This is a genomic window from Clostridium minihomine (genome assembly GCF_900240385.1).
GTDB lineage: Bacteria > Bacillota > Clostridia > Oscillospirales > Acutalibacteraceae > Faecalispora > Faecalispora minihomine.
This window is the reverse complement of sequence record NZ_OEQH01000003.1, coordinates 140249-162638: the sequence shown is the minus strand read 5'-3', so window position 1 is coordinate 162638 and position 22390 is coordinate 140249. Positions and strand designations below refer to the sequence as shown.

The 22390-nt window shown below is 44.4% G+C and carries 20 protein-coding genes; 8 read left to right on the top strand and 12 right to left on the bottom strand.

Translation table 11 applies throughout. From position 1 onward, the window contains the following. Positions 1-3: 3 nt before the first annotated feature. The 3 genes from galE to C1A02_RS07700 all read left to right on the top strand — a co-directional run bounded on the left by galE (position 4) and on the right by C1A02_RS07700 (position 2202). Positions 4-1026, top strand: a complete 1023-nt coding sequence (galE, locus tag C1A02_RS07710; RefSeq protein WP_101697639.1) for a UDP-glucose 4-epimerase GalE — start codon at positions 4-6, stop codon at positions 1024-1026. A gap of 5 nt (positions 1027-1031) precedes the next feature. Continuing rightward, complete coding sequence (locus C1A02_RS07705; RefSeq protein WP_243577959.1) at positions 1032-1457, top strand: GNAT family N-acetyltransferase; 426 nt, start codon at positions 1032-1034, stop codon at positions 1455-1457. Between the two features lie 256 nt (positions 1458-1713). Then, positions 1714-2202, top strand: a complete 489-nt coding sequence (locus tag C1A02_RS07700) for a hypothetical protein (RefSeq protein WP_101697638.1) — start codon at positions 1714-1716, stop codon at positions 2200-2202. A 142-nt stretch (positions 2203-2344) separates the two neighbouring features. On the opposite strand, the gene C1A02_RS07695 is transcribed toward C1A02_RS07700, so the two are convergent. The 7 genes from C1A02_RS07695 to C1A02_RS07665 form a co-directional block, all read right to left on the bottom strand. Further along, positions 2345-2590, bottom strand: a complete 246-nt coding sequence (locus C1A02_RS07695) for a phage holin family protein (protein ID WP_101697637.1) — start codon at positions 2588-2590, stop codon at positions 2345-2347. A 269-nt stretch (positions 2591-2859) separates the two neighbouring features. Beyond that, on the bottom strand, positions 2860-5127 hold the full coding sequence (locus tag C1A02_RS07690) for a GGDEF domain-containing protein (RefSeq protein ID WP_101697636.1): 2268 nt from the start codon (positions 5125-5127) through the stop codon (positions 2860-2862). 192 nt (positions 5128-5319) lie between these two features. After that, entirely contained in the window at positions 5320-5955 is a 636-nt protein-coding gene (locus C1A02_RS07685) for a DedA family protein (protein WP_101697635.1), read from the bottom strand. A gap of 165 nt (positions 5956-6120) precedes the next feature. Next, a complete protein-coding gene (locus C1A02_RS07680; RefSeq protein ID WP_101697634.1) occupies positions 6121-7392 on the bottom strand; it encodes an AI-2E family transporter in 1272 nt (423 codons plus the stop codon). A 343-nt stretch (positions 7393-7735) separates the two neighbouring features. Next, positions 7736-9064 (bottom strand): ABC transporter permease, encoded by a 1329-nt coding sequence (locus C1A02_RS07675; protein ID WP_101697633.1) that lies wholly within the window; start codon positions 9062-9064, stop codon positions 7736-7738. Further along, on the bottom strand, positions 9061-11220 hold the full coding sequence (locus C1A02_RS07670; protein WP_101697632.1) for a COG1361 S-layer family protein: 2160 nt from the start codon (positions 11218-11220) through the stop codon (positions 9061-9063). The genes C1A02_RS07675 and C1A02_RS07670 overlap by 4 nt, the downstream gene beginning before the upstream one ends. Then, positions 11217-11969 (bottom strand): ABC transporter ATP-binding protein, encoded by a 753-nt coding sequence (locus C1A02_RS07665; protein ID WP_101697631.1) that lies wholly within the window; start codon positions 11967-11969, stop codon positions 11217-11219. The genes C1A02_RS07670 and C1A02_RS07665 overlap by 4 nt, the downstream gene beginning before the upstream one ends. A 343-nt stretch (positions 11970-12312) precedes the next feature. On the opposite strand from C1A02_RS07665, the gene C1A02_RS07660 reads away from it, so the two are divergent. After that, positions 12313-12906 carry a GNAT family N-acetyltransferase gene (locus tag C1A02_RS07660; protein ID WP_101697630.1) on the top strand — a complete coding sequence of 198 codons (594 nt, stop codon included), beginning with the start codon at positions 12313-12315 and terminating at the stop codon, positions 12904-12906. Here the strand turns inward: C1A02_RS07660 and C1A02_RS07655 are convergent. Beyond that, entirely contained in the window at positions 12875-14122 is a 1248-nt protein-coding gene (locus C1A02_RS07655; RefSeq protein ID WP_243577958.1) for a transglutaminase domain-containing protein, read from the bottom strand. The two genes, C1A02_RS07660 and C1A02_RS07655, sit on opposite strands and share 32 nt — an antisense overlap. Positions 14123-14324: 202 nt before the next feature. Between C1A02_RS07655 and C1A02_RS07650 the strand changes: the two genes are divergently transcribed. Beyond that, positions 14325-15041: a DUF554 domain-containing protein gene (locus C1A02_RS07650; RefSeq protein ID WP_101697629.1), complete on the top strand. Its 717-nt coding sequence runs from the start codon at positions 14325-14327 to the stop codon at positions 15039-15041. Positions 15042-15106: 65 nt separating this feature from the next. Here C1A02_RS07650 and C1A02_RS07645 read toward each other — a convergent pair whose 3' ends face one another. Next, positions 15107-16210 (bottom strand): GGDEF domain-containing protein, encoded by a 1104-nt coding sequence (locus C1A02_RS07645; protein ID WP_243577957.1) that lies wholly within the window; start codon positions 16208-16210, stop codon positions 15107-15109. Between the two features lie 206 nt (positions 16211-16416). Further along, positions 16417-17076 carry a GntR family transcriptional regulator gene (locus tag C1A02_RS07640; protein WP_164997167.1) on the bottom strand — a complete coding sequence of 220 codons (660 nt, stop codon included), beginning with the start codon at positions 17074-17076 and terminating at the stop codon, positions 16417-16419. Between the two features lie 571 nt (positions 17077-17647). On the opposite strand from C1A02_RS07640, the gene C1A02_RS07635 reads away from it, so the two are divergent. From C1A02_RS07635 to C1A02_RS07625, 3 genes are all read left to right on the top strand, one after another. Then, positions 17648-18445: a type III pantothenate kinase gene (locus C1A02_RS07635; RefSeq protein ID WP_101697626.1), complete on the top strand. Its 798-nt coding sequence runs from the start codon at positions 17648-17650 to the stop codon at positions 18443-18445. Between the two features lie 66 nt (positions 18446-18511). Further along, complete coding sequence (locus C1A02_RS07630) at positions 18512-19159, top strand: ECF transporter S component (RefSeq protein ID WP_101697625.1); 648 nt, start codon at positions 18512-18514, stop codon at positions 19157-19159. Between the two features lie 189 nt (positions 19160-19348). Further along, the gene (locus C1A02_RS07625; protein ID WP_101697624.1) at positions 19349-20011 is read left to right on the top strand and encodes an ECF transporter S component; all 663 of its coding nucleotides are present in this window, start codon (positions 19349-19351) and stop codon (positions 20009-20011) included. 64 nt (positions 20012-20075) lie between these two features. Here C1A02_RS07625 and C1A02_RS07620 read toward each other — a convergent pair whose 3' ends face one another. Then, complete coding sequence (locus C1A02_RS07620; protein WP_101697623.1) at positions 20076-20399, bottom strand: DUF1540 domain-containing protein; 324 nt, start codon at positions 20397-20399, stop codon at positions 20076-20078. 262 nt (positions 20400-20661) lie between these two features. Continuing rightward, on the bottom strand, positions 20662-22365 hold the full coding sequence (gene ade, locus C1A02_RS07615; RefSeq protein WP_101697622.1) for an adenine deaminase: 1704 nt from the start codon (positions 22363-22365) through the stop codon (positions 20662-20664). Positions 22366-22390 lie beyond the last annotated feature (25 nt).

Here is a 22390-nt window from a genome sequence, read left to right as displayed (position 1 = left end):
CCAATGAAACATATTTTAGTGACCGGAGGAGCCGGATTTATCGGAAGCCATACCTGTGTGGAGCTGCTGCAAAACGATTATTCTGTTATCATTGTGGATAATTTTATTAATTCTTCGCCGGAAGTATTGGATTCCATTCACCGCATCACAAAAAAAGACTTTGCTTTTTATCAATGCGACCTGCTGGATGAAGACAATTTGAGCCGGGTTTTTCAAGAACATTCCATTGATGCGATCATCCATTTTGCCGGACTCAAAGCCGTTGGCGAAAGTGTCCGCCAACCCATTCGCTACTATTTCAACAATGTATCCGGCACATTAAATCTGCTGCGGCAAATGGAACAGCATGGGGTCAATCGGCTGGTATTCAGCTCCTCTGCCACGGTATACGGCGAAAATAACCCAATCCCCTATCGTGAAGATATGCCCACCGGGCAAACCACGAATCCCTATGGCACCACAAAGGCGATGATTGAGCAGATTTTACAGGATCAGTGCAAATGCAATTCCCAATGGGGTGTGATGCTTTTGCGTTACTTTAATCCCATCGGCGCCCACCCCAGCGGCCTGATTGGTGAAAACCCCAATGGGATTCCCAACAATCTGATGCCTTATATTACACAGGTGGCCACAGGAAAACTGCCTTATCTGAACGTCTTTGGGAATGATTATTCCACGTCAGACGGCACCGGAGTGCGGGACTATATCCATGTCTGCGATCTGGCTCGGGGACATGTAAAAGCGGTAGAATCTCTTTTTGACGAAGGTGGAACCAAAATTTACAATTTAGGAACCGGCCGCGGAAGCTCTGTATTAGAAGTGGTCAAAACCTTTGAACAGCAATCGGGAGTCCCTATCCCCTATCAGTTTGCGCCCAGACGCGCCGGGGATCTGGCGGAATATTACGCTGATGCTTCCAAAGCAGAACGGGAACTGAACTGGCAAGCCGAATATAGCCTTGCTGATATGTGCCGTGACTCTTGGAACTTCATTCAAAAGCAAACCCCAAATACCACCGGGGAGTGATCGGCATGATAGAACACCGTATTTCGCACAGTTGTGAAGGAATGGACTGGAACGCGCTGACAGAGTTAATCCGAACAGCCGGTTTAGCTTGCCAAACACCGCAGATTTATCAAAAAGCGTTTCATAACAGCTATGCCGTTGTCTTTTTATGGGAAAAAGAAAAACTAATCGGCTGCGGCCGTGCCTTGTCAGACGGCACAGTTCAAACGGCTATTTATGACATTGCACTGCTTCCCGAATATCAAGGCTTTGGTCTGGGACGAACAATTGTAGAAGAATTAATTCGGCAAACACCCGGCTGCAACTTCATTTTGTATGCTGCTCCCAGAAAAGAGTCTTTTTATCAAAAATTGGGATTCAGCCGCCTAAAAACCGGAATGGGATTATTTGTAAATCCCGACAACCTGAGACACCGAGGAATGCTGGAATAAAGGCCATCCCGCACAAGTGCGGCGATGATCCGTTCATGAAAGAACCCATCCAATGCGTTAAGCAAAGGATGGGTTCTTTCATGAAAATATTGGAAAATCAGTCACAGACCACCATCGAAGATTGTTAGATAGCATCTTAAAGCGAAACATGAGGTGAGTCCAATGGGATTATGATAGGGTGAAAAGTTCCCCTTTCATGTAAGTGTTGGTGACAACTGTTGTGCAGATAGCAAACTGAATTTCAGGTGGGTGTACAGTGAAAACAAACAACAAAAAACGCAATGCCGTTATCGCTTTGATTACTGCTGTCTTATTGGTTTTGTCTTGGGGTGTCTTTCAATACCGGCAAATGTCAAATGTAACATTTCAAATTTTTTATCCGGAGGACACTTTTCCAAGCAGGCAATTCCAAAATGTTTTAAAAGACAGTCTTTTCGACCGGAGTGCTACCGAATTTTCTGAATTTTTAAGCCGGTTGCAGTTTCTCCCCGGTGACGATAAATTTTATGAGATGGATTTGGATTATAATAACCATATTGATATTACAGTGGACGACAACTCTGAGTATTTGGTAAATGATTATTTCGTATTCGAAAAGCCCAGCCGATACATTATTGTTGACGTGCAGGAAACTTACCCGGATCGATATGCCGTGGCAGAGGGAGATCAATACGATTATCTTCACCAAAAGCTGTCAGAAGGACGGGAAAAGTTGGGCATCCCAAGCGTAACGAGTCAACAGTGATCCGCTTTTTGAAAGTTTCTTCTTTGAAACGGCAAAATCTCATGATACATTTCAATTCATTCACAGCGAGGGGAATTCACAAGTTCCCTCTCACCATGAATAATCGAACCATCCCCGTATAAGTGCGGGGATGGTTCTTTTTTTACTTCTGGAACTGTTTTACCAATTGGTTTCCGTATACCGCAGCGCCTGTAATCAACACGCCCTGAATGATCGAATTTGCGGAAAGTCCCAGCACACCCACTGCCCCGGCCACTCCAAAGGCCAACAAAATCAGCGGAATATACTTGTCCGGAATTCTTTCAGACCCTTTTATCATTTCACCTAAAATATTCAGCACTGGAATTAAAAGCAATCCTTGTTCGGCAATCAATTCAATAATACTCACACTAACACATCCATTAAGAGGCTGATAAATTTGACCCCCAATGTCATTGTATGCAGCCGATTCGGAATTGGACAAAGTGTGCTTCTATCTGGAAATTTTGTCGTTTTTTTACAGAACCCCCTTATTGTGACAACCTAAATCGAGCACAACGTTTCAGCTTTGAGAAGGTTCTTCGGCGTAACCATATCAGTGGCATCAGACAAAAAAACAGCCCTACCTTCCCCAAGGAAGAACAGGGCTGTTAAGAAATGGAGAATTTCGTTTTGCTGTTAATGGTTTTGATAATACAAAAATCGGCTGATGAGGCCAGCCAACATAGAAAGTGTGGCCATTTCCGTCTGATTCCAGATGCGGTTGACAAGCACATCGTCACAGCCGATAAAACCACGGAACCCCTGTTGATCATATAAAGCGCTGTGCAGCGTAGAAAGTGCGGTTGGATTATGCAACCGAAAAGATTCATCTTCCCCCAACTCTTGGGTGTCGCAGCAACAGAACAAACCACATTCATCAAAGCGCTGATTGTGAAAACCAATTTGCTCATAAGGAACACTCTGCACCCGGCTGCTGATCTGTTCCACATGGTCTGCACACCATTCACAAGTAATGGTGCATCTGCCCCGATCGGGTGAACTTTCTGCTAAATACACCCGGCTGACCCTCAGAATTCTGCCAATCAGCTGCAACAATGAGTCCATGTGGCTGGATTTTTTACCTGCTCGAAGAAGCTCTTCTGTCGCTTGAAAAACCAATTGAGAATCCACGCGAAAATTTTGAGACATATCCTGATGGATTGCACTGATCTGCTCTTTATCCTCTTCCATCCCAAACTCAATCGTTTCAGAATGAAATACTACACTGTTTTTTCCCTGACGTTTAGAAACATACAGTGCTCTATCGGCTTTATGAAACAGTTCCTCATAAGTCGAGCCGTCTTCCGGGGCTACCGAAACCCCTACACTGGCGCTGAGCAAATGCCCCACATTAGAAAGAATCTCTGCCTGGCGGAATACCCGACAGACCTCTTGGGCCTTTTTTCGAATCGCGTTCCGATCCTGTTCCCCGCGCAAAAAAACCAAAAACTCATCGCCGCCGATGCGCCCTACCACACCCGCATTTGAAAACTTCTCCATTAAAATCCGAGAAATTTCAATCAGAACCGCATCGCCGCACAAATGGCCGAAGGTGTCGTTAATTTCTTTAAAATTATCCACATCAATGACCAGCAAAGCATGGTTACATTCTGTTTCATAAGACAAATATTGCCGAACCAGCATTTCGGTCATCGTTTTATTATAAAGCTTAGTAAAAGGATCTCTTTGCGCCCGATCCACCAACTCAAGCATATCCTGCTTCTGACGGTTTATATTAACTGCTTTGCCCACTACCCGTTCCGTTTGTCCGCCGTCGTTTGTAATGACAGCACCAATCAGATGATACCAGTAATACCGGCCGTCGTCGTGCAAAAAACGCAGGATGGTATTGGTAATTTTCACATGGTTCCTCAGATTTTGGATCACATGAAGAAAGATGGGAACATCCTTTTCATAGATTCTCTTTTCGATTATGGCTTTTTTGCTATATTCCGTTATCACAGACGACTGCCCGGTAACACTGCCATAATAATCCGACAAGTGAAGGGTATCAGTACCAACTTCATAGTCAAACACAAGGTCTTCCAAGATGCTTTCCTGCACAATATCCCGCTGGTCTTCCTTCACCTCATGCATAATCATCCGGTACACGGTGCTGTCTGTCAAAACCATTTGAATTTCATATTCCTGATCTGTTTGACCCGTCACCGATAAATTTGCCGTAATCCAAGTCACTGAACCATCTTTGCGCCGAATTTTATATTCATCTGTTACAGAATTTTGAATGCCCTGAGAAAGCCAATCTTGAATTTTGAAAAATAATTTTTGATGGTTCTCTACAAACACCGTACAAATACCCATGGATGACCGAGGCAGCTGCAAATATTCTTCTTTGCTATAGCCAAATAGACGGTAGTACCCTTCGGAAGCATCCTGAAGAACAAATCTTTTTTGATCGAAAGTGACCACTGATACTCCGCCGGCTATCACATCCATCAGTGCATCCAACCGCCGCCGCGAAGATTTCCACATGCGGCATTGAGTAACACCCTCTGTAATATCCAAAACCGTGCAGGACAAAGAGTGCTTTTCCCCAACCACACCATATTCCAATACCCAAAGAACCCGGCTGTCTCGCGTAATAACACGATATTTGGCATGAAAATAACCGGAGGATGCAACCTGCTCTTCCACAGAAGAGCGCAGCAGCTTCCGATCCTCCGGATGCACTAACTTATAATAATCTCTTTGGAACCGATCTTCCAGCTCCTGCAAGGAATACCCAAATAAAGACAAGCAGGAATCGCTGATTTCTAATATTTTTGAACAGAATCTTTTATTTCCCGTTTCTTTTCGAACCATTACGAAACATTGGTTCCAATTGTCAGAGAGTGGAGGACGCAGCGTCAAGCCATTGATTTTGTCTTTTTGCCCATAGACCATAAAAGACCGTCTCCCTGCACTTTGCCATTTTCACGGCTGCCAAAGTATATGATAATACTTAGAATTATAACTGATATCACTTTTAAATACAAGTTTCTCTCTTTTACGCAAGAGAAAAAAATCGGATTTTATTCCCAAATGTTTCGTTCATTCTGTACAATATGGATAAAAAGAATAGAACTATTCCTAAATTTATTCTACTTTTTGGTCTTTCTCTCTTTTCGCAATTCTGGAGCGGTAAAAGAAGAAACCGCCAACCAAAAAGATAACAATCAATACAACTAACGTAACGTGAGCATACAGATCAATATAATCTGCAACTTTTTCCCAAGAGGCCCCCGCAAAAGCCCCTAAATACACCAAAACCATATTCCACAAAAAAGTTCCCGCTGTGGTATACATCAGAAAAATCCCCATAGACATCTTTGTCATTCCGGCAGGAATAGAAATCAGGCTGCGAATAATGGGAATAAATCGACAGAAAAATACGGTTAACCGGCCTTTAGTCTCGAACCATTTCGCTGCGCGCTCCACATCTTGACGCTTAAAATGAAGAATTTTGCCTAACCGGCCATCCAGCCAGCCTTCAATTCGTTCCGGCGGAAAAAAACGCCCAACACTGTATAAAATCAATGCACCGATTACCGCACCCACTGTGGATGCCACAATCACTCCCCACACCTTCATATCCGTATAGGTGGTCAAAAAACCACCAAACGTCAATATCACCTCAGAAGGAATTGGCGGAAACACATTTTCAATTGCTATTAGCAGCATTATTCCAATATATCCAAACTGATCCATGACTTGAATAATCCATTCCTGCATGTAAACTTCGCTCCTTTGATAAATCCCTGTACTCCAGTTTTTTGAATAACAAATGGTCATAAGAAACAGGCGCAGCCGTTTTTCACGGCTACGCCGTTCTATTATTATAACAGAAACCTTGTGGACGTACATGACAGGAATATGAATTTTCCCGTCATTCTTCCTTTATTTGCCCTCATTACTGGAAGATTCCGGCACAGACAATTCCTCTTGGCTCTCTTCTGCCTCGCCGGTGGGATCCGGCATGATGATAGGGGGCACACTCATCACTTCTTCTTCTGTGATGCCCTTTTCGTCTAATTTCAGTGCTGTTTCCTGACGAAGCAAGGCATAAAAAACAGAGAACAGCGGAACCCCCAGCAAAATGCCGCCAATGCCGAACAAGTTGCCACAAATTAAAATCGCCAGCATCACCCAAAGCCCAGGCAAGCCAATAGAGCTCCCCACCACGCGCGGATAGATGACATTCCCTTCAAACTGCTGCAATAAAATCAGAAAAATCAAGAACCACAGGCTGTAAATCGGATCAATCATCAACAGAACAAAAGCACCCACTGCACCGCCCAAATAAGCCCCTAGAATAGGAACCAAGCTGGTAATGGAAATCACAACACTGATCAAAATGGCATAAGGCAGCCCCATAACCATCATACCAATGTAGCAAAGGGTACCGATGATTACCGCTTCGGTCATTTGGCCGGTAACAAAGCCTTTAAAAATTCGATTTGCCAAAGAGCCCACCGCAACAATCTTCTGCACCCTTTCTTTGGGGAAAAACGCATAGAGAACACGGCGGATATTACGAAGCAAACGTTCTTTTCCAAACAAAAGATAAATGGAAAAAATAATGCTCAAAATAAAAGAAATTACCCCAGAAGCCACACTAATCGTGACAGAAACCAAAGATCCCGCCAGGTCACTGACCGTTTTGGTTACCCTTTCCAAAGGCTTTGTCCAGTCAATTTTAAATAGATCCTGTGTGCTGGCATCCTGATTAAAACGGTTGACTATTTCGGTAATCCAATTGGAAAATTGCTTGATATAGCTGGGAAGATTGTCCGAAAAAAAGTGAAGAGAACTGATAAATTCTGGCACAATAAAGACAATAATAACGTTCAAAAACAGTGACAAAACAGAAAAGGCCAGCAAAATACTAATGCCCCGCCGGATTTTCAGCCAAAACTTCCAGCCTTTTTTATTCAGTGGTGCAAATATCTTTTCTTCAAAGATCCGAACCAGAATATTGAGCACATAAGCAATACAAATTCCCACCAAAAATGGTCCAAACACAGCCAACACATAAGAAACCAAGGACGATACATGATCCAAATGGAACAATGCAAAAATTAACCCCACTGTAAACAAAATAATAAACAGAAGCTTTCTGCGAATCATTTTCCAAAGTTTGGGATCCGATAAAATTTCTTCCCAATTCATACTCTTTACCGCACAACCTTTCTCAGAATAGGAACCATACCCTTAGAACGGAGAAGCCTGTAATGCCGACATCCGCATCAATCGCGGCAGCGCCAACTATAGTTCCATGTTCTTTTGAGCGGGACAAGTGCCACCCGCAACGGCAAACCGATTCCTTATTTTTCCATGCTAACGTAATTACTGTAAAAAGTCAATGAAAACGCCCGGTCACCTTTGGCCATATTAAAAATAGCATGACCCATTTTGTGCCCGGATATTTCTCATCGGAACGTTTTTTCGATTTATTATATGAAAGAATAAAAGCACCGCAGCAGTATTCTTTACTGCCGCGGTGCTGCGCTGATTATTCCTGCCGGATGGCAGTCAGCGCACTGATTTTTACCGCCCGGTTTGCTGGGGAAAAACCGGAAACCAAACCCACCATTGTAGAAAACACCAACGCACCCAGAGCCAGCCAGACAGGAATCACCGAAATCTGTCCGCCGCCCCCCATTCCCATCAGGCCGCCCCCACCCGCAGCCAGTGTGTTGATAATTAACGACAACAAATAGCTAAAGGCAATTCCGGCGACTCCTCCCATAAATCCAATGAGTCCTGCTTCCATCAGGAATATGGTGCGGATATTGCCAATGACACAGCCAAGCACCTTCATCACACCAATTTCTCTGGTGCGTTCATAAATAGACATGATCATCGTGTTGGTAATACCCAGCGCCGCCACCAACAGCGATATGGCACCAAGTCCGCCCAAAATCATCTGAATGGTACGGGTCTGTTGTTCCAAAGGTTCTCGGATGTTGTCCATGCTATAGGTTTTAAAGCCCAAATCCTCAATTGCTTTCTGAACAGTCTCCACCGACTTAATGTCCTGAACTTTTACGGTAACGCTTTCATACTGAAACTTTTTATTCTTATCTACTTTAATATTATTGAGCTTGTTATACTCTTCCATCAACGTTTTTAAATATTTCACATCCATAAAAACGCTGTAACCGGGCGATGGATTTTTACTCCAATCCTGTGCCATAACGCCCATGCCTTTCAGCTTAATGGGCTTTACCACCTTTTTATTATTCTCTTCATTCTTTTTTAAAATCAATTCCAGTTTATCTTTTAAGGGATTGACATAAGGATCTGGAATATTGCCATTGGCATCCGGTTCCGCGAACACCATATTATTGTCCCGCTTTTTGCTGTTATAAAATTGATACAAGGCATCCTCGCCAAACAGAACGGTGGTTTCATCAATGATTCCCTGGGGCAGTTCCCCTTCTTTCATCTCATAACCGAACTCCACAAGCGAATCCATATAAACGCCGGTGATCTGCCCGCCGTAAACATACTTTCCGCTGCGGAGCTCAAACGCGGAATAATCACCCTGATACGTGGGAGTCAGGGCAACCACACCGGACAGCTCCTTAATTTTAGATAACATGGCGTCATCCAAGAGCTCTGCCTCTGGATTAGGACTGTAGTTTTCAATCTGAATGACTGTTAAATCGCCCATGCTCTGCATCATGTCATCCATGGTTTGCTTAATTCCAATGCCAAAAGACAACATCACCACAATCGCACAGGTACCAATCACCACACCTGCCACCGTCAGCAGAGTTCGCACCTTGCGTTTGAACAGATTGCCCAGGCACATGGATATCATATCTCTCCATTTCATGGCTGTTCCCCATTTATCTCCTGCTGTTCTTCTGTTTTTTCCGGAATTTCATCGTCATAGTCGTCTTCTTTCTCTAAAAGAGCCTGGCGTTTAGCGGCTCTTTTGCGCCGCACGATGACAAAAGTGGTAATTCCGACGCCCAAAACAACCACTATAATCAAAGCTGTGGCCCAAATCGGAAAACCGCCGGACGATTCTTCCGGCACAGGCATCCCCGGCTCCAATCCGGGGCCATCCGTATCCACATAGGCAGGCGACACCTCGCAGGAAAACTCTTTCACAATGGTTTGGGTATCTCCATTGGGATCTTCATAGGTAATGGTCGCTTTTCCTTGAAGCATTCCTTCTTCCAAAGGAGTCAAAGTCGTGTCAAAGCTGTCAGAAGAACCGGACTCTACGTTACCGATATAAGCATTCATTTCCGGCGCGGTAAAGTTTCCTTCCAACAGTACCGAAAGATTATAAACGGTACTTTTGCCTTTATTCACATAATTAATATTGAGCTGCCCTTCTGTCCCCATGGGGACAGGCCCGGGAACCTCTACATTCGTGACCTCAAAACGATCGGGCTGAGTCAACGGAATTGAGATGGTTTCGGTGGCAGAAAGCTGCTCATGTTTGCTGTCTGAGGCAGATTCATAATCAAATTTCACATCTATGCCATAAGATTTTGGCTTGGCATCGGCCTTGGGGTAAAGCTCAATGGTTTTTTCCACAGCAGCCCCCGCCCCCAACTTAGAGATAAAAAAGGTATTAGAGGAACTGGCCGGTGTAAATACGCCGCCGGTATCCTGATCCGCCGTGGAGGTGATGGTGATTTTCAGGTTCTGAATCGCAGTGCCTGTGTTAGCGTTCTTAAATTTCAGAGCCAAAGGGAACGCTTTGCCGCCAGTTACGGACGTTCCGCCAAAACTGTAGTTTTCAATAATAATGATGGGTTTTCCGCCGCTGGAATCTCCCGTTCCGGTTACCGCCACAAACGCTTTGGTGGTTACCGGCTCCGGAACTTCATCGGAAGAAAGATTCACCCCAACCGAATAATTTCCCGTTTCCATTTTAGAAGCGGCCTGCATGGTAAACGAAACCGTAGCCGTAGCACCGGGAGCTAGGCTGGTTACCGATTTTCGATCCAGCGAGCCGATTACGGTCAAACCTTCGGTAGTGAGTCCGTCCAAAGCAGCATTCACATTATGATAGGTCTGGCTGCTGGTATTTTTCAGAACCAAATCCATGCGAAAGGTACTGCCGGAATACACATTGGAACGATCGAGCTTATACGATTCAATCATCACGCGGCCTTTGCCCTGAGCACTGTTTTCCACTTGAATATAAGCCGTTAGCTTCGTGCTGTTAATTGTCAGTACAATGGGGTAAATTCCTGCCGCAACCGAGGGATCCACCTTCAGCGGAAGATTCAGGTATTTTTTCTCCCCTGCCACAAAGTTCATGGTGAAGATAGAACCGGCAGAAGTCAGCGTAATTTTGGTTTCAGTCGGCATTGTAACTTCAATTTGAGCGTCTTGCATTGAGCTTCCGCTGATTAACGGAATCTGCACCGAACCGGTGCTGCCAGAAGCAATGGAAGGCGTAGAGCTGTTTTCGTCCACACGAATCGTATTATCTGCGGAACCTTCCCCGGGAATTAGTGTTTTGCGGATAGTGATTTTGTTTTTGGTGTCAATTTTATTTTTATAATTGGAATCCGAATAAGGATCCGAATAATATGTAATGACAAATTGCAGAACACCCGGCCCCGGCCCAACATAAGTCAGATAATTTTCTGGGATATAAAGGTTATAATATAAACCTTCGTCTTTTTTCTTAGAATCATCATCATCGTTAGAAAAATTATCAGAATTTGTGTCGATCTTAAACTCGTTTTGTTTTATGCGAACCGCGCCGTTGGGGCTGGTGACTTTAATAACAGCACTGTTGGCACCGTTAATCTTTGTATCATTATGATGAAACCGGATATTTGCTTCAAAAGAATTTCCTGCCTGAATTGGAGACGGCTGAACGGTTGCAGACAAAATTTGCGGATCTGCCACAGTAACGCTGTCTGCCGCGAAAACCGGAATGGGAAAAGACTGAAACAGCAGCGCTGTTATCAGCGTCAGCGCCGCTGTGAATGATCCGATTTTTTGCAAGTGCTTCATGATACCTTTCCTCCTGCCAATGCCGCTTTCTCCGGCTGGCTTTGCTGTGCCGCCGGAACAATCGACTGATTGATACAATCCCCTTTTACATTACCATCCACAACGGTAACAATTCGATCCGCATAGCGGGCAATATCCTTGTCGTGGGTGACCAAAATTAAAGTTTCGTTGTGTTTTCTTGCCATTCCCACCATAATCTCCATAACCTCTTTGGTCGTTTTCGTGTCCAGATTTCCTGTGGGTTCGTCGGCAAAAATAATTTTTGGATGCGCCACAAAAGCGCGGGCAATTCCAACCCGCTGCTGCTGCCCGCCGCTCATTTGAGTCGGCTTGTGCAAAAGCCGCTCCCCAAGGCTTACCGCGCGCAGCATTTTAACTGCCTCGCGGTTTCGCTCCTCTTTATTCATTCCACGGAACATCAAGGGCATTGCCACGTTTTCCACTGCGGTTAAAGTCGGCATCAGGTTATAAGACTGAAACACAAACCCAACGTTCTTTTGCCGGAACAAGGCCAAATCCTTTTCGGAAAGAGCCGTCACATCAACACCGTCTATCATTACCCGGCCTTTTGAAGGTTTTTCCAGTCCCGCCATGATATTCAGCAAAGTGGATTTTCCGGAACCGGAAGTCCCCAGAATACAGCATATTTCACCGGATTCCACAGAAAGGTTAATGCGATTGAGCGCCACCACCTTTTCCTGGTCAATCCGGTAAACCTTGCGAAGATTCTCCACATGAATCAGGGCCATGGTTTTCTCCTTTTTCCTTTAATATATAGCAAAATAATTTCCAAAATTATCTTTTTAGACATTATATCAATTTGGAAATAATCTAATTTTCTTTTTAAGAAAATAAATTTACAGTTCCGATGACAAATCGGAAACAAATTTGACATTTTTGGTAAAATTAAGTAGGTTAAATGTTAATTTATATAAACATGGGCAAAATCCTCAGTTTTGTTCCACAAACCTTTTAGAAATTGCCCATATAAATATTAACATTGTTTTAAAATACAAAAAAATATCTTGTTTTTTATAATAAAAGAATATATACTTGTTAAAATAAAATCCATTGAAAAGGAGCATACCGCTTATGGCATTACGATTTGCCACTCCAGATGATGCGCAGCAGCTTTTGGCTATTTATGCGCCCTATATTGTGAATACTACCATTACTTTTGAATATGAGGTTCCCAGTGTAGAAGAGTTTACTCAACGAATTCGAACGATTACCCAAAAGCATCCGTATTTGATTTATGAAGAAGACGGAGTCATTCACGGATACGCTTATGCATCACCTCATATGACCCGAGCGGCATACCAGTGGGATGTTGAACTTTCAATCTATACCGATGAAAGGCACCACCGCAAGGGCACCGGCACCACTTTGTACCGCGCACTGATAGCCCTGTTGAAAGAACAGGGCTATTTTAACCTTTATGCGCTGGTCACTTTGCCCAATGACCGCAGCATGGGATTTCACCGTTCCATGGGGTTTCAGGAAATCGGCGTATATCCCCACACCGGGTATAAACTGGGCCGATGGTGTGATATGTCTATAATGGCACTGTTCCCCCAGCCGGATCTGATTGTTCCGGCCCCCACGAAATCCATACATGATTTGTCGGCCGACAAAGTGCAGCAGATTTTTTCCGTTACGCAGCGGCAGCCGCTTCTTTCACGCTGACCGGAACTGTTTTGATTCCGCCGTCGGCAGTGGTAACCAAAAGTGTAGCATAGCCGGTGCCCAGATAAGTAACCCGGTATTTTGCACCGCGCGGATCATTGGCATTGACCAGTTCTACCTTAGCAACAGCCGGATTAGAGCTGGTCACAGTAATGGCCGTGCCCCCCACATAGGGCTTTACCAAAAATTCGGAATAAACTCCTGTTTTTCCGGAAAGGGAACTGACATCCAGCACAGCCCCTTTCATTACCGCGGTATGGTACATACGATATTCAGACCAGTTAAAGGCCCCTTCAAACTGGGTGTTAACCGCTACATAACCGGCAGAATCCCAGGAATAATGCTGATTGATTTCATTCATAATTCCCTTGTCACTCTGCATCAGCGCATAGGTTTGCACCACACCGGGTCGATCGGGAATCGGGTCATCCCAGGTTACATCCACATGGTACCAATTTCCTTCGTAACGAACCAGGTTCCAGGTATGGTTCATTGCTGTGCTTTGCACCACAATGCTGGGAACGCCCAGCTTTTGCATCATCAGCTGAAAAGCTGCTGTATAGCCCTGGCATACCGCCACTTTATTCACCAGCGCACCGTATGCTGTAAAAGAGTCATGCGGGGCGTTGTTATTCGTTACGCGGGTATCATAAGAGCAGTTTAGCACCAGATAGTCGTGAACCGCTACAATCTTTTGCAGTTCAGACATGTCTTTGGTGATAATGGAAGAAAGAGCTGCTTGGGCTGCCTGTTCAATTTGCATAGAACGGGCGGCTACTTCCGGTTGGGTAAAATTATATTTGGGCCATAAAGCATAGATGATATCCTGAGAATCCACTGTATACTCATAGGCCACAGCACTGGAGATTTGGGGATAATTCGTAAAAGTCGTAAAATTCAGGATGCGAAGCAACTGGTCTTTCGTAATCTGGTATTGCAAAAGGGGCAGCTTGCTTTCTCCATTGATAAGCGCCTGAGCGATTGCAGCTTCTGCCTCCTTTTCATTCTGGCCCATTGCCAAAACAGACGGCTTTACCGCAGTGGATACCGCCTGAGCGGAGGTGCTTTGCTGATAGTCTGGGAACGCAAGTGTTTCTCTATGTAAAGAAGGGCCTTGCTGCGCTCCTGCCATAGTCGCCATACTTCCAATCAGCGATAAAGAAAGCACAAAACTGCAAATTCTTTTTTTCCAAGAGTTCCGATTGATAAAAACCACATCCTTTCTGTTTCCTTCTTTTTATTGTAACAGATTAAAGCGCCTGATTAATATCAAAGATGTAAATTTTTCTAATTTTTAAAAATTGTAAGAATTTGTATGTTATAATAAGCCAACGCCGAAAATGAGATTTTTCTCGTATAAAATGAAAACGGCTTCATTTTTTACACTTGTCAGCACAAGTCAGGGAGGATACCCGCACATGCTTGGAACCATAGTCAACACCGCAGCCATTGTTTTAGGAGGAATCCTTGGCATGGTATTTCAAAAATGTTTCAATCCTCAAATAGAACAAAGCCTTTATAAAGTATTGGGCATTTGTGTCTTTATTTTGGGTCTGAACGGCGTCATCAGCTCAATGTTTATCATACAGGATAATCGGATTTCCAGCAGCGGAGAACTGCTTTTGGTGGTCAGCCTGGTGCTGGGAGCCGTAGCGGGAGAGATGTTGAAAATTGAGGACAAGCTGCAATCCCTGAGCAAAGCAGTGGAATCCAAACTGCGAATTTCTGGTTTTTCCAGCGGATTTGTGGCCGCCTCTATCCTTTTTTGTGTGGGAGCCATGGCCATTGTTGGCGCCATTAATGACGGGCTGCGGGGAAACAGCAGCACACTATATGTCAAAAGCATGCTGGATGGCGTTTCTTCTATTATTTTGGCCTCAACTTTGGGAATTGGCGTTATTTTCAGCGCAATTCCTGTGCTGCTGTATCAGGGGAGCCTTTCTCTTTTTGCCGCTTGGATCGGCCCGGCTCTAACCGATACACTTCTAAATCAAATTTGTATGGTTGGCTATGCCATCGTCATGTGCATTGGAATTAACTTGCTGGGAATCGTAAAAATCAAAACGGCGAATCTTTTGCCTGCTATTTTAATTCCCATTCTATATCATTGGCTCACGATTTTAATTTTAAAATGAAGAATGAAAATATGAAAACAGCCGGTTCCCTTTTGGGAACCGGCTGTTTTTTGTGTAAAAAACTTTCACTCCAATTTCGCATAACCCGCAGTAACGGTTTGATTCTTTCCCCGCTTTTTTGCCTCATATAAAGCGGCATCTGCGCGATTAAAAATACTGCTGCTCTCATCACCAAATTGGTATTCGGCAATTCCGCCGCTAAAGGTGATTCGTTTCATTCCAATTCGGGAAAAGCTGTTATCAGCAAAATGTCTTCTTAGCTGTTCAATCCGCTCGTAAGCCTGTTCCTGAGACATATTGCGAAAAATAATTCCAAACTCCTCGCCCCCATAACGAGCTACCAATTCCCTGCTTGGGGAAAATACCAGTCCCATCATATCAGACAGCCCCTCAAGCACCTGATTCCCGGTGGAATGGCCATAAGTATCGTTAATGGATTTAAAGTCATCGATATCCAGAATTGCGATAGAAAATACTTCGTCACTGTCCTCTGCCTTATTGACACATTCATTCAGTTTATCGAAAAACGTATGTTGATTGTAGAGGTTTGTTAAAGGATCCATTTTAATTTTCTGGTCTAAAATCAATTGAGTTTGGTAACTGGAAAACAGGTTTTCTCTTTTTTCCATAATATAGGTCACCATTAAATCACTTAAAATCAGGCTTGCAAAAAACAATAGATAACTGACCGCAATATTGTTTGTCCAGTAAAGATGGCCGGGAACCAAAGCAAAAGAATGCAGCGCACATACCGTCATAAAAAACAAACTGACTACCGCGCTGATTAGCATTCGTTTTCTGCTGGCAAAAAGTGTAGAAAGCAGAACCGGAAGTATAAAGGCCGTTAAAGCGCTGACTAAAGTATAATGAAACCAAGCCGTTACAGTGCACAACAAAATCGCCGTTAGAATCACACTGTCGCATTTCAGCGATTCCCGAATATTTGTCCGGAACTGAATCACAAAATTCAACAACAGAAATCCAAAATTCAGAAGAACAGGATACAAAAACCGACTGCGGATATAAAAAAACTTTTCTGCACCTGTAAATTCCCCCGAAAGCTGAAAGACAGAATAAGTGATTAACTCCAGCAAAGTGATGAACAGCGCCAGAATTACAAGAATTTGGGTGATTCGTTTTCTCCACCTAGCCTGTTCCAGGTCTGGCATTTTAATCCGCAACTTTATCACTTCTCAGTCGAAATTTTAACAATATTATAGCATATGGAATGTAATAATAATAGATGTTCTTGTCAGTTTTTGTCTTTCAATCTATCATTTTTGCGAATAAAACCACCTAAAATCTTCTTTGAGTTTCGTGGCCTTCCCACAAGAAAACGTGAATAATTCGTATTTCTATGTTACTTTGTTCGATTTTACGTCTTAGCAGAACCTAAACTTTCCAGCGCCGCCAACAAAGAATTGTCAATATGCCGGGTCAATATTTGATTCACCTTTTGTTTATCTGCTGTTAGAATCGCTTGAATAATTTGTAAGTGCTCTTTTGTCGTATTTTGGCGAGGATGGTTTCGTTTTTTCATTAGGCTGTATAGCGCCACCCGGTACTGCACTTGCATCAGTTCGCGATAAAATCGGAAAAGATGTTCATTATTTGCACAGGAGATTAAAAACAAATGAAAAGAAATGTCCATTTCATAATATTCCGGATCGCTCAGACTGTCGCAACAAGTGAATTTCTCTTGGTATTCCAGCAGTTTTTCTCGATCAATCACATGCATATATTGCAGAATCACCTGCACATCCAACAATTTACGCAGCTGATACAATTCCATGATATCCTGTTCTGTAATCTGACTGGCACACATGCCCTGCCTGGGAAAAATATGAACCAGCCTTTCATGTTCCAAACGGATGAGGGCCTCCCTAACCGGAGTTCTTCCTATATCCAGTTCATCTGCCATCCTTTTTTCATAAATCGCCTGACCGGGAAGATATTCACAGTTTAAGATACTTTTTTTAATGTGTTGATATGCAACATCGGTCAGGCTGATTTTTTGTTCCTTCTGTTCCGCCATTTGAACTCTCCCCTCTTTCCTAGTTATTGTACCATGACAAAAAAAGGGAATCAATCCATTCGTTTTTTTGGCTAAATTAGCCATTTTGGAATAAATTTCCAGAAACAGAAGTGCAAAAATAGAATGAAGTAAAATTGCTTTTTGATGAGTATAAATAAAAAAATCCATTCTTTATCCGAACTAAAAAGAAAAGAATTCTCTCTCATAATAAAAAATTTAAGCAAATCAAAAGAAAATTTCCAGTTTACGGAATCAGCATTTGGTTATTCTAAAGAAATAAGAATTTTTTCAAAATATTCGATCATTCAATTTTGTTCTGTTATAAATGGAATGAAAACTGATTTTTCGCATCCTTCAAATAAAAAATGAATGGTATTGTTCTCTAGTTTCTAGATACACTTTTCCATTTTCAGAGTAAAATACAAAGAACTTTCTTTATAAACGAATTTATCTTTTTCCCCTGACATTGACAAAATTCCAAAAATATCAACAATTTTCAATTCTTCAATTATTGCGCAGTGCTCTTCAATGTGTTATACTATGGTTATTTTGAGGAAAGGCGGGACTCTCTATGCTGATAACCGTCGATATCGGCAATTCCCATATCACTTTGGGCGGTTACGAACAGGATGAGCTGGTTTTTGTTTCCAGCATGCTGACCACCCCTTATCGTACAGAGGATCAATATGCAGTGGAACTGTGGCAAATCATGAATCTGTACCGAAAAGATCCGAAAGACATTCACGGAGCAATCATTTCTTCTGTGGTTCCTGAATTGAATTCGCCCATGCAAAAAGCATTTTTAAAAATTTCCGGTATTCAGCCTTTGCTGTTGGGACCGGGCCTGAAAACCGGCTTAAACATTTTAATTGATAATCCGGCACAGTTGGGGTCTGATTTAGTGGCGGCAGCTGTGGCGGCCATTGCCAAATACCCTTTGCCCTGCGTGATTTTTGATTTGGGTACGGCAACCACGGTCAATTTTATTGATCAAAAGGGGAACTTTCTTGGCGGCATGATCAGCGCCGGCGTGGGAACCATGCTGCACGCACTGACCACGCGAACCGCTTTGCTGCCCCACATCAGTTTAGAAAATCCAAGTCATTATATCGGCAAAAACACCATTCATTCGATGCAGTCCGGCCTACTCTATGGCACGGCCGCCATGCTGGATGGTTTAGCCACACGATTCGCCAAAGAACTGCATGAACCGCCAACATTAATCGCCACCGGCGGGTTTTCAGAACTGGTGGTTCAAAACTGCGCCAGTCCCTTTCATCTGGACAAGCACCTGCTGCTGGATGGATTAAAGCTGATCTATGAAAAGAACACAGCTGCCCAAAAAAATCTTCGGTCAAAACAGGGCTGACTTCCCTGATTTTGATAAATCTAATGTGTTGCGCTGCATCCTAAGGAGCAGCAGCAAGGAGGAAACATGAAATCAAATAAAAGAATTTTATTTTTGGCACAATTTTCAATGCTGTTGGCAATTGAGATGGTAGTTTGTTTTACTCCGCTGGGTTCTTTGCCCATTGGCCCTTTGGTCGCTACCCTATCCGGTGTGCCGGTAATTATCACCGCCATTATGCTGGGCACAAAAGCAGGTGCTGCCATGGGCTTTTTCTTTGGCCTGTTCAGCTTTTTGGTGAATACTTTTACTCCGAATCCCTCTTCTTTTGTTTTTACGCCGTTCTACAGCATCGGAGATGTTCAGGGGAATTTTTGGAGCCTTGCCATTTGCTTTATCCCGCGAATTCTGATTGGTGTAGTGGCCGGCGTTACTTTCCAGGCTTTGATTCGCAAGCTGGAAGGGAAAAAGAGTGCGAAAGTGGTTCCCTATGCCGTCAGCGGCGCATTGGCAAGCATCCTTCACACCCTTTTGGTATTGGGCGGTATTTATGTGTTCTTTGGTCAGGCTTATGCAGCCGCATTCGGCCTGAGCTATGAGCTTTTGCTGGGTGCTTTAGGAATGGTAATTGCTACCAACGGCCTTTTGGAAGCAGTCATCAGTGCAGTAACAGCAGCGGCTGTATGCTATCCCCTGCGCCGGTATAGCATGCCCGCAGTTCCCAAAGCAACATAACTCTTTTTTAACAGAACAATAAGTCCCAGTCAGAACATTTTCTGACTGGGCAATTTTAAAACGTTTTGTGTTTTTTAAGCAGTAAAACAAATCAGAAAACGGAATCAGATCAAAACAGGGGGAAACTCCTGTGATTGATAAATCTTAGATTGCGTTGCATCCTAAAAGGAGCAGCAGCAAGGAGGAAACATGAAAACAAATAAAAGGATTTTATTTCTGGCGCAATTTTCGATGTTGTTGGCGATTGAACTTGTGGTGTGCTTTACCCCGTTGGGCTCTTTGCCAATCGGCCCTTTGGTCGCGACCCTGTCCGGTGTGCCGGTGATTATCACCGCCATTATGCTGGGCACGAAAGCCGGCGCATCCATGGGGTTTGTCTTTGGACTATCCAGTTTTTTGAAAAACACCTTTATGCCCCCATCGCCCGCTGCCTTTGTATTTACGCCTTTTTACAGCATCGGCGACATCAGCGGAAATCTATGGAGCCTTGTCATTTGCTTTGTGCCCCGCATTTTGGTGGGCGTGACAGCCGGAATCGTATTTCAGCTGTTAAGCCGACATCTGGAGGGCAAAAAGAGCGCTAAGGTCATTCCTTTCGCAGTCAGCGGCGTTTTGGCAAGCCTGACCAATACCATTTTGGTGCTGGGCGGCATTTATGTATTTTTCGGGCGAACCTATGCAGCGGCATTCGGAATGAGCTATGAGCTGTTGCTGGGTGCATTGGGCGCAGTGATTGCAACCAACGGCCTGCTGGAAGCCGTGATTGGCGGAGTAGCAGCTGCAGCGGTTTGCTATCCCCTTCGCAGATACAGTGTTTTGCCCACTCGCAACATGCAACATAATCGCATGTAATTGAAATAGATCAACAGCCTCAGTCAGAAACACTTCTGACTGAGGCTGTTTTTGCATTTTATCTTTATTGAGCCCGAAATGTCAGGCAGCTGGTTTCGCCTTTTCGGGAAGCCCCGCTGCCCCCAATGCAAACATTGCTGGCCGCACAGTCGCCGCCCGCATTATAGCTACAGTTTTGAACCTGACACCCTATGGGCATTACCTCATTGGGGACGGAACAGGTACCCACCGCATTGGAAAAAGAAGCCTGCTGCATAGAAACATAAGAGGAACAGCAAGTTTGTTCGTTATCAAAGGCCATCGCCCCTGAAACCTGAATGTTGGGAAGACAACAGAATTGATTGGAATTGTTGGCACAAGAATTTACATGACATTCCAGTTTAGCCATAAGCGCAACACCTCATTATAAATTGATGATGTTAGTATTCGCCGCTAAAAAATCCTTATGCGCTTCTTTAGATTTTTACAAAGCAAATCGAAACCTTCTTTGTTCCTCCATTCATGAAACGAATCGAGATTTTCAGGAAAAATTCATTTCAAAAATCCACTGAAAAAGGTGACAAAAAAGGCACAAGAGTGAACCTCCTGTGCCCTTTTTATAAAAATATTTTTTATAGCAGTCAAAAAATATCAATGCTCTTCATCAGCTTTTAGCTCCCCTGCGTCAAAAAGCGATTTTCCGTTACATCAAACAGTCCGCTGTCTGTCAGCCGAAGCTCCGGAATGACACACAAGGACAGAAAAGATAAATTCTGAAAAGGATCTAAATCTGACGGAACCCCCATTTGGCGGCAAAGCTCTGCCATATTCCGCTGGGCAGAGATCACATCCAAAGATTCGTCCTCAGTGAACAGCCCGGCAACTGTCAGCGGCAAAGTTTGCAGCACCTTCCCGCCGGAGCAGACCGCATAGCCGCCCTGGCACTCCCGCAGAGCGTTAATGGCACAAAGGATATCCTCATCGTTATCCCCTATCACAATTAAATTGTGGGAATCATGGGCAATGGTAGACGCCACCGCACCGTTTTTCAGGCCAAAACCTTTGACAACACCCACAGCCAGCTGACCGGAACCACTGTGCCGCTGCACCACCACCGCTTTGAGCAACTCCCCTTGCGGCTCAAACACTCCGTTTGTGCCGGGTAAGGGAAGCCATTCCTTTTTGGTGATGATTTCCCCGGGAATTAAAGTCATAACCGGGAATTTATCTTGTGCTTTTAACATCAGGCGCTGCGGATCAATGTTCGGCACATGAACGCTATGGGTCAGTTCCGCTTCCGCCGAAAAGGCAGGGGCAGTACACGGCACTTCTTCTGCTAAAATACCATCCTTATAAACCCCAGCAATCCGGAATTCCTCCAGATTATCCAGCACCACCAAATCTGCCCGGCAGCCGGGCGCCACGGCCCCCAAATCCGAAAGGCCGTAAAACTGGGCCGGCTGTATGGTGGCACAGCAAATCGCTGTAATGGGATCCAGCCCCAAGGCAACCGACTTGCGAATATTATGATCGATATGCCCCTGACGCTGAACATCATTTAAGTGAAGATCATCCGTGCAGAAAACAAATCGATCAAAAGGCAAGCCGTCTTTCAATGCACCGGATACAATTGCCTCAAGATTTCGGGCAGCAGAGCCTTCTCGAACCTGAACCAAAAATCCGTCTTGTACTCGTTCCAAGGCTTCTTCATAAGTAGCGCACTCGTGGTCGGTTTGAATTCCAGCCAGACGGTATGCTTGCAATTCCTTGCCTTTGACAGCGGGAGCATGGCCATCGATGACTCCATCCCGCATCAAATCCAGCTTTTCATAAAGCCCTTCATTGCCGCCCAGAACACCGGAATAGTCCATTACTTCTCCCAGCCCCAGCACACGGGGGTGCCCGCACAGCCGCCGCATCTGCGCTGCATCATATGTGGCACCGTTATGCTCTTCACTATTAATCGGCACACAGGAAGGAAGCATGAAATACACATTCACCGGCACGCCCTCGCTGGCGCGCAGCATGTAATTCATCCCACGCTCTCCCGCCACGTTTACAATCTCGTGGGGATCCGCGAAAATGGTCGTGGTGCCACAGGCCAGAATCCGCTGGGCAAACAGCCTTGGCGATGTCATAGAGGACTCAATATGCACATGGGCATCAATCAAACCGGGGCACACATACCGACCCAACAAATCCACTTCTTTTTTCCCTTGCAGGGTTCCCACCCCGACAACCACACCATCCTGTATCGCAATATCTGCCGGACGAATTCGTTTGGTGAACACATCCACTACTTGTGCATTTTTCAGAACCAGCTCTGGCAGTTCTGTTTGCAGGGTGTAGGGAATCAACTCTTTTTTGCTGCGCATAAACGCTTGCCCCCCTTTGCTACCA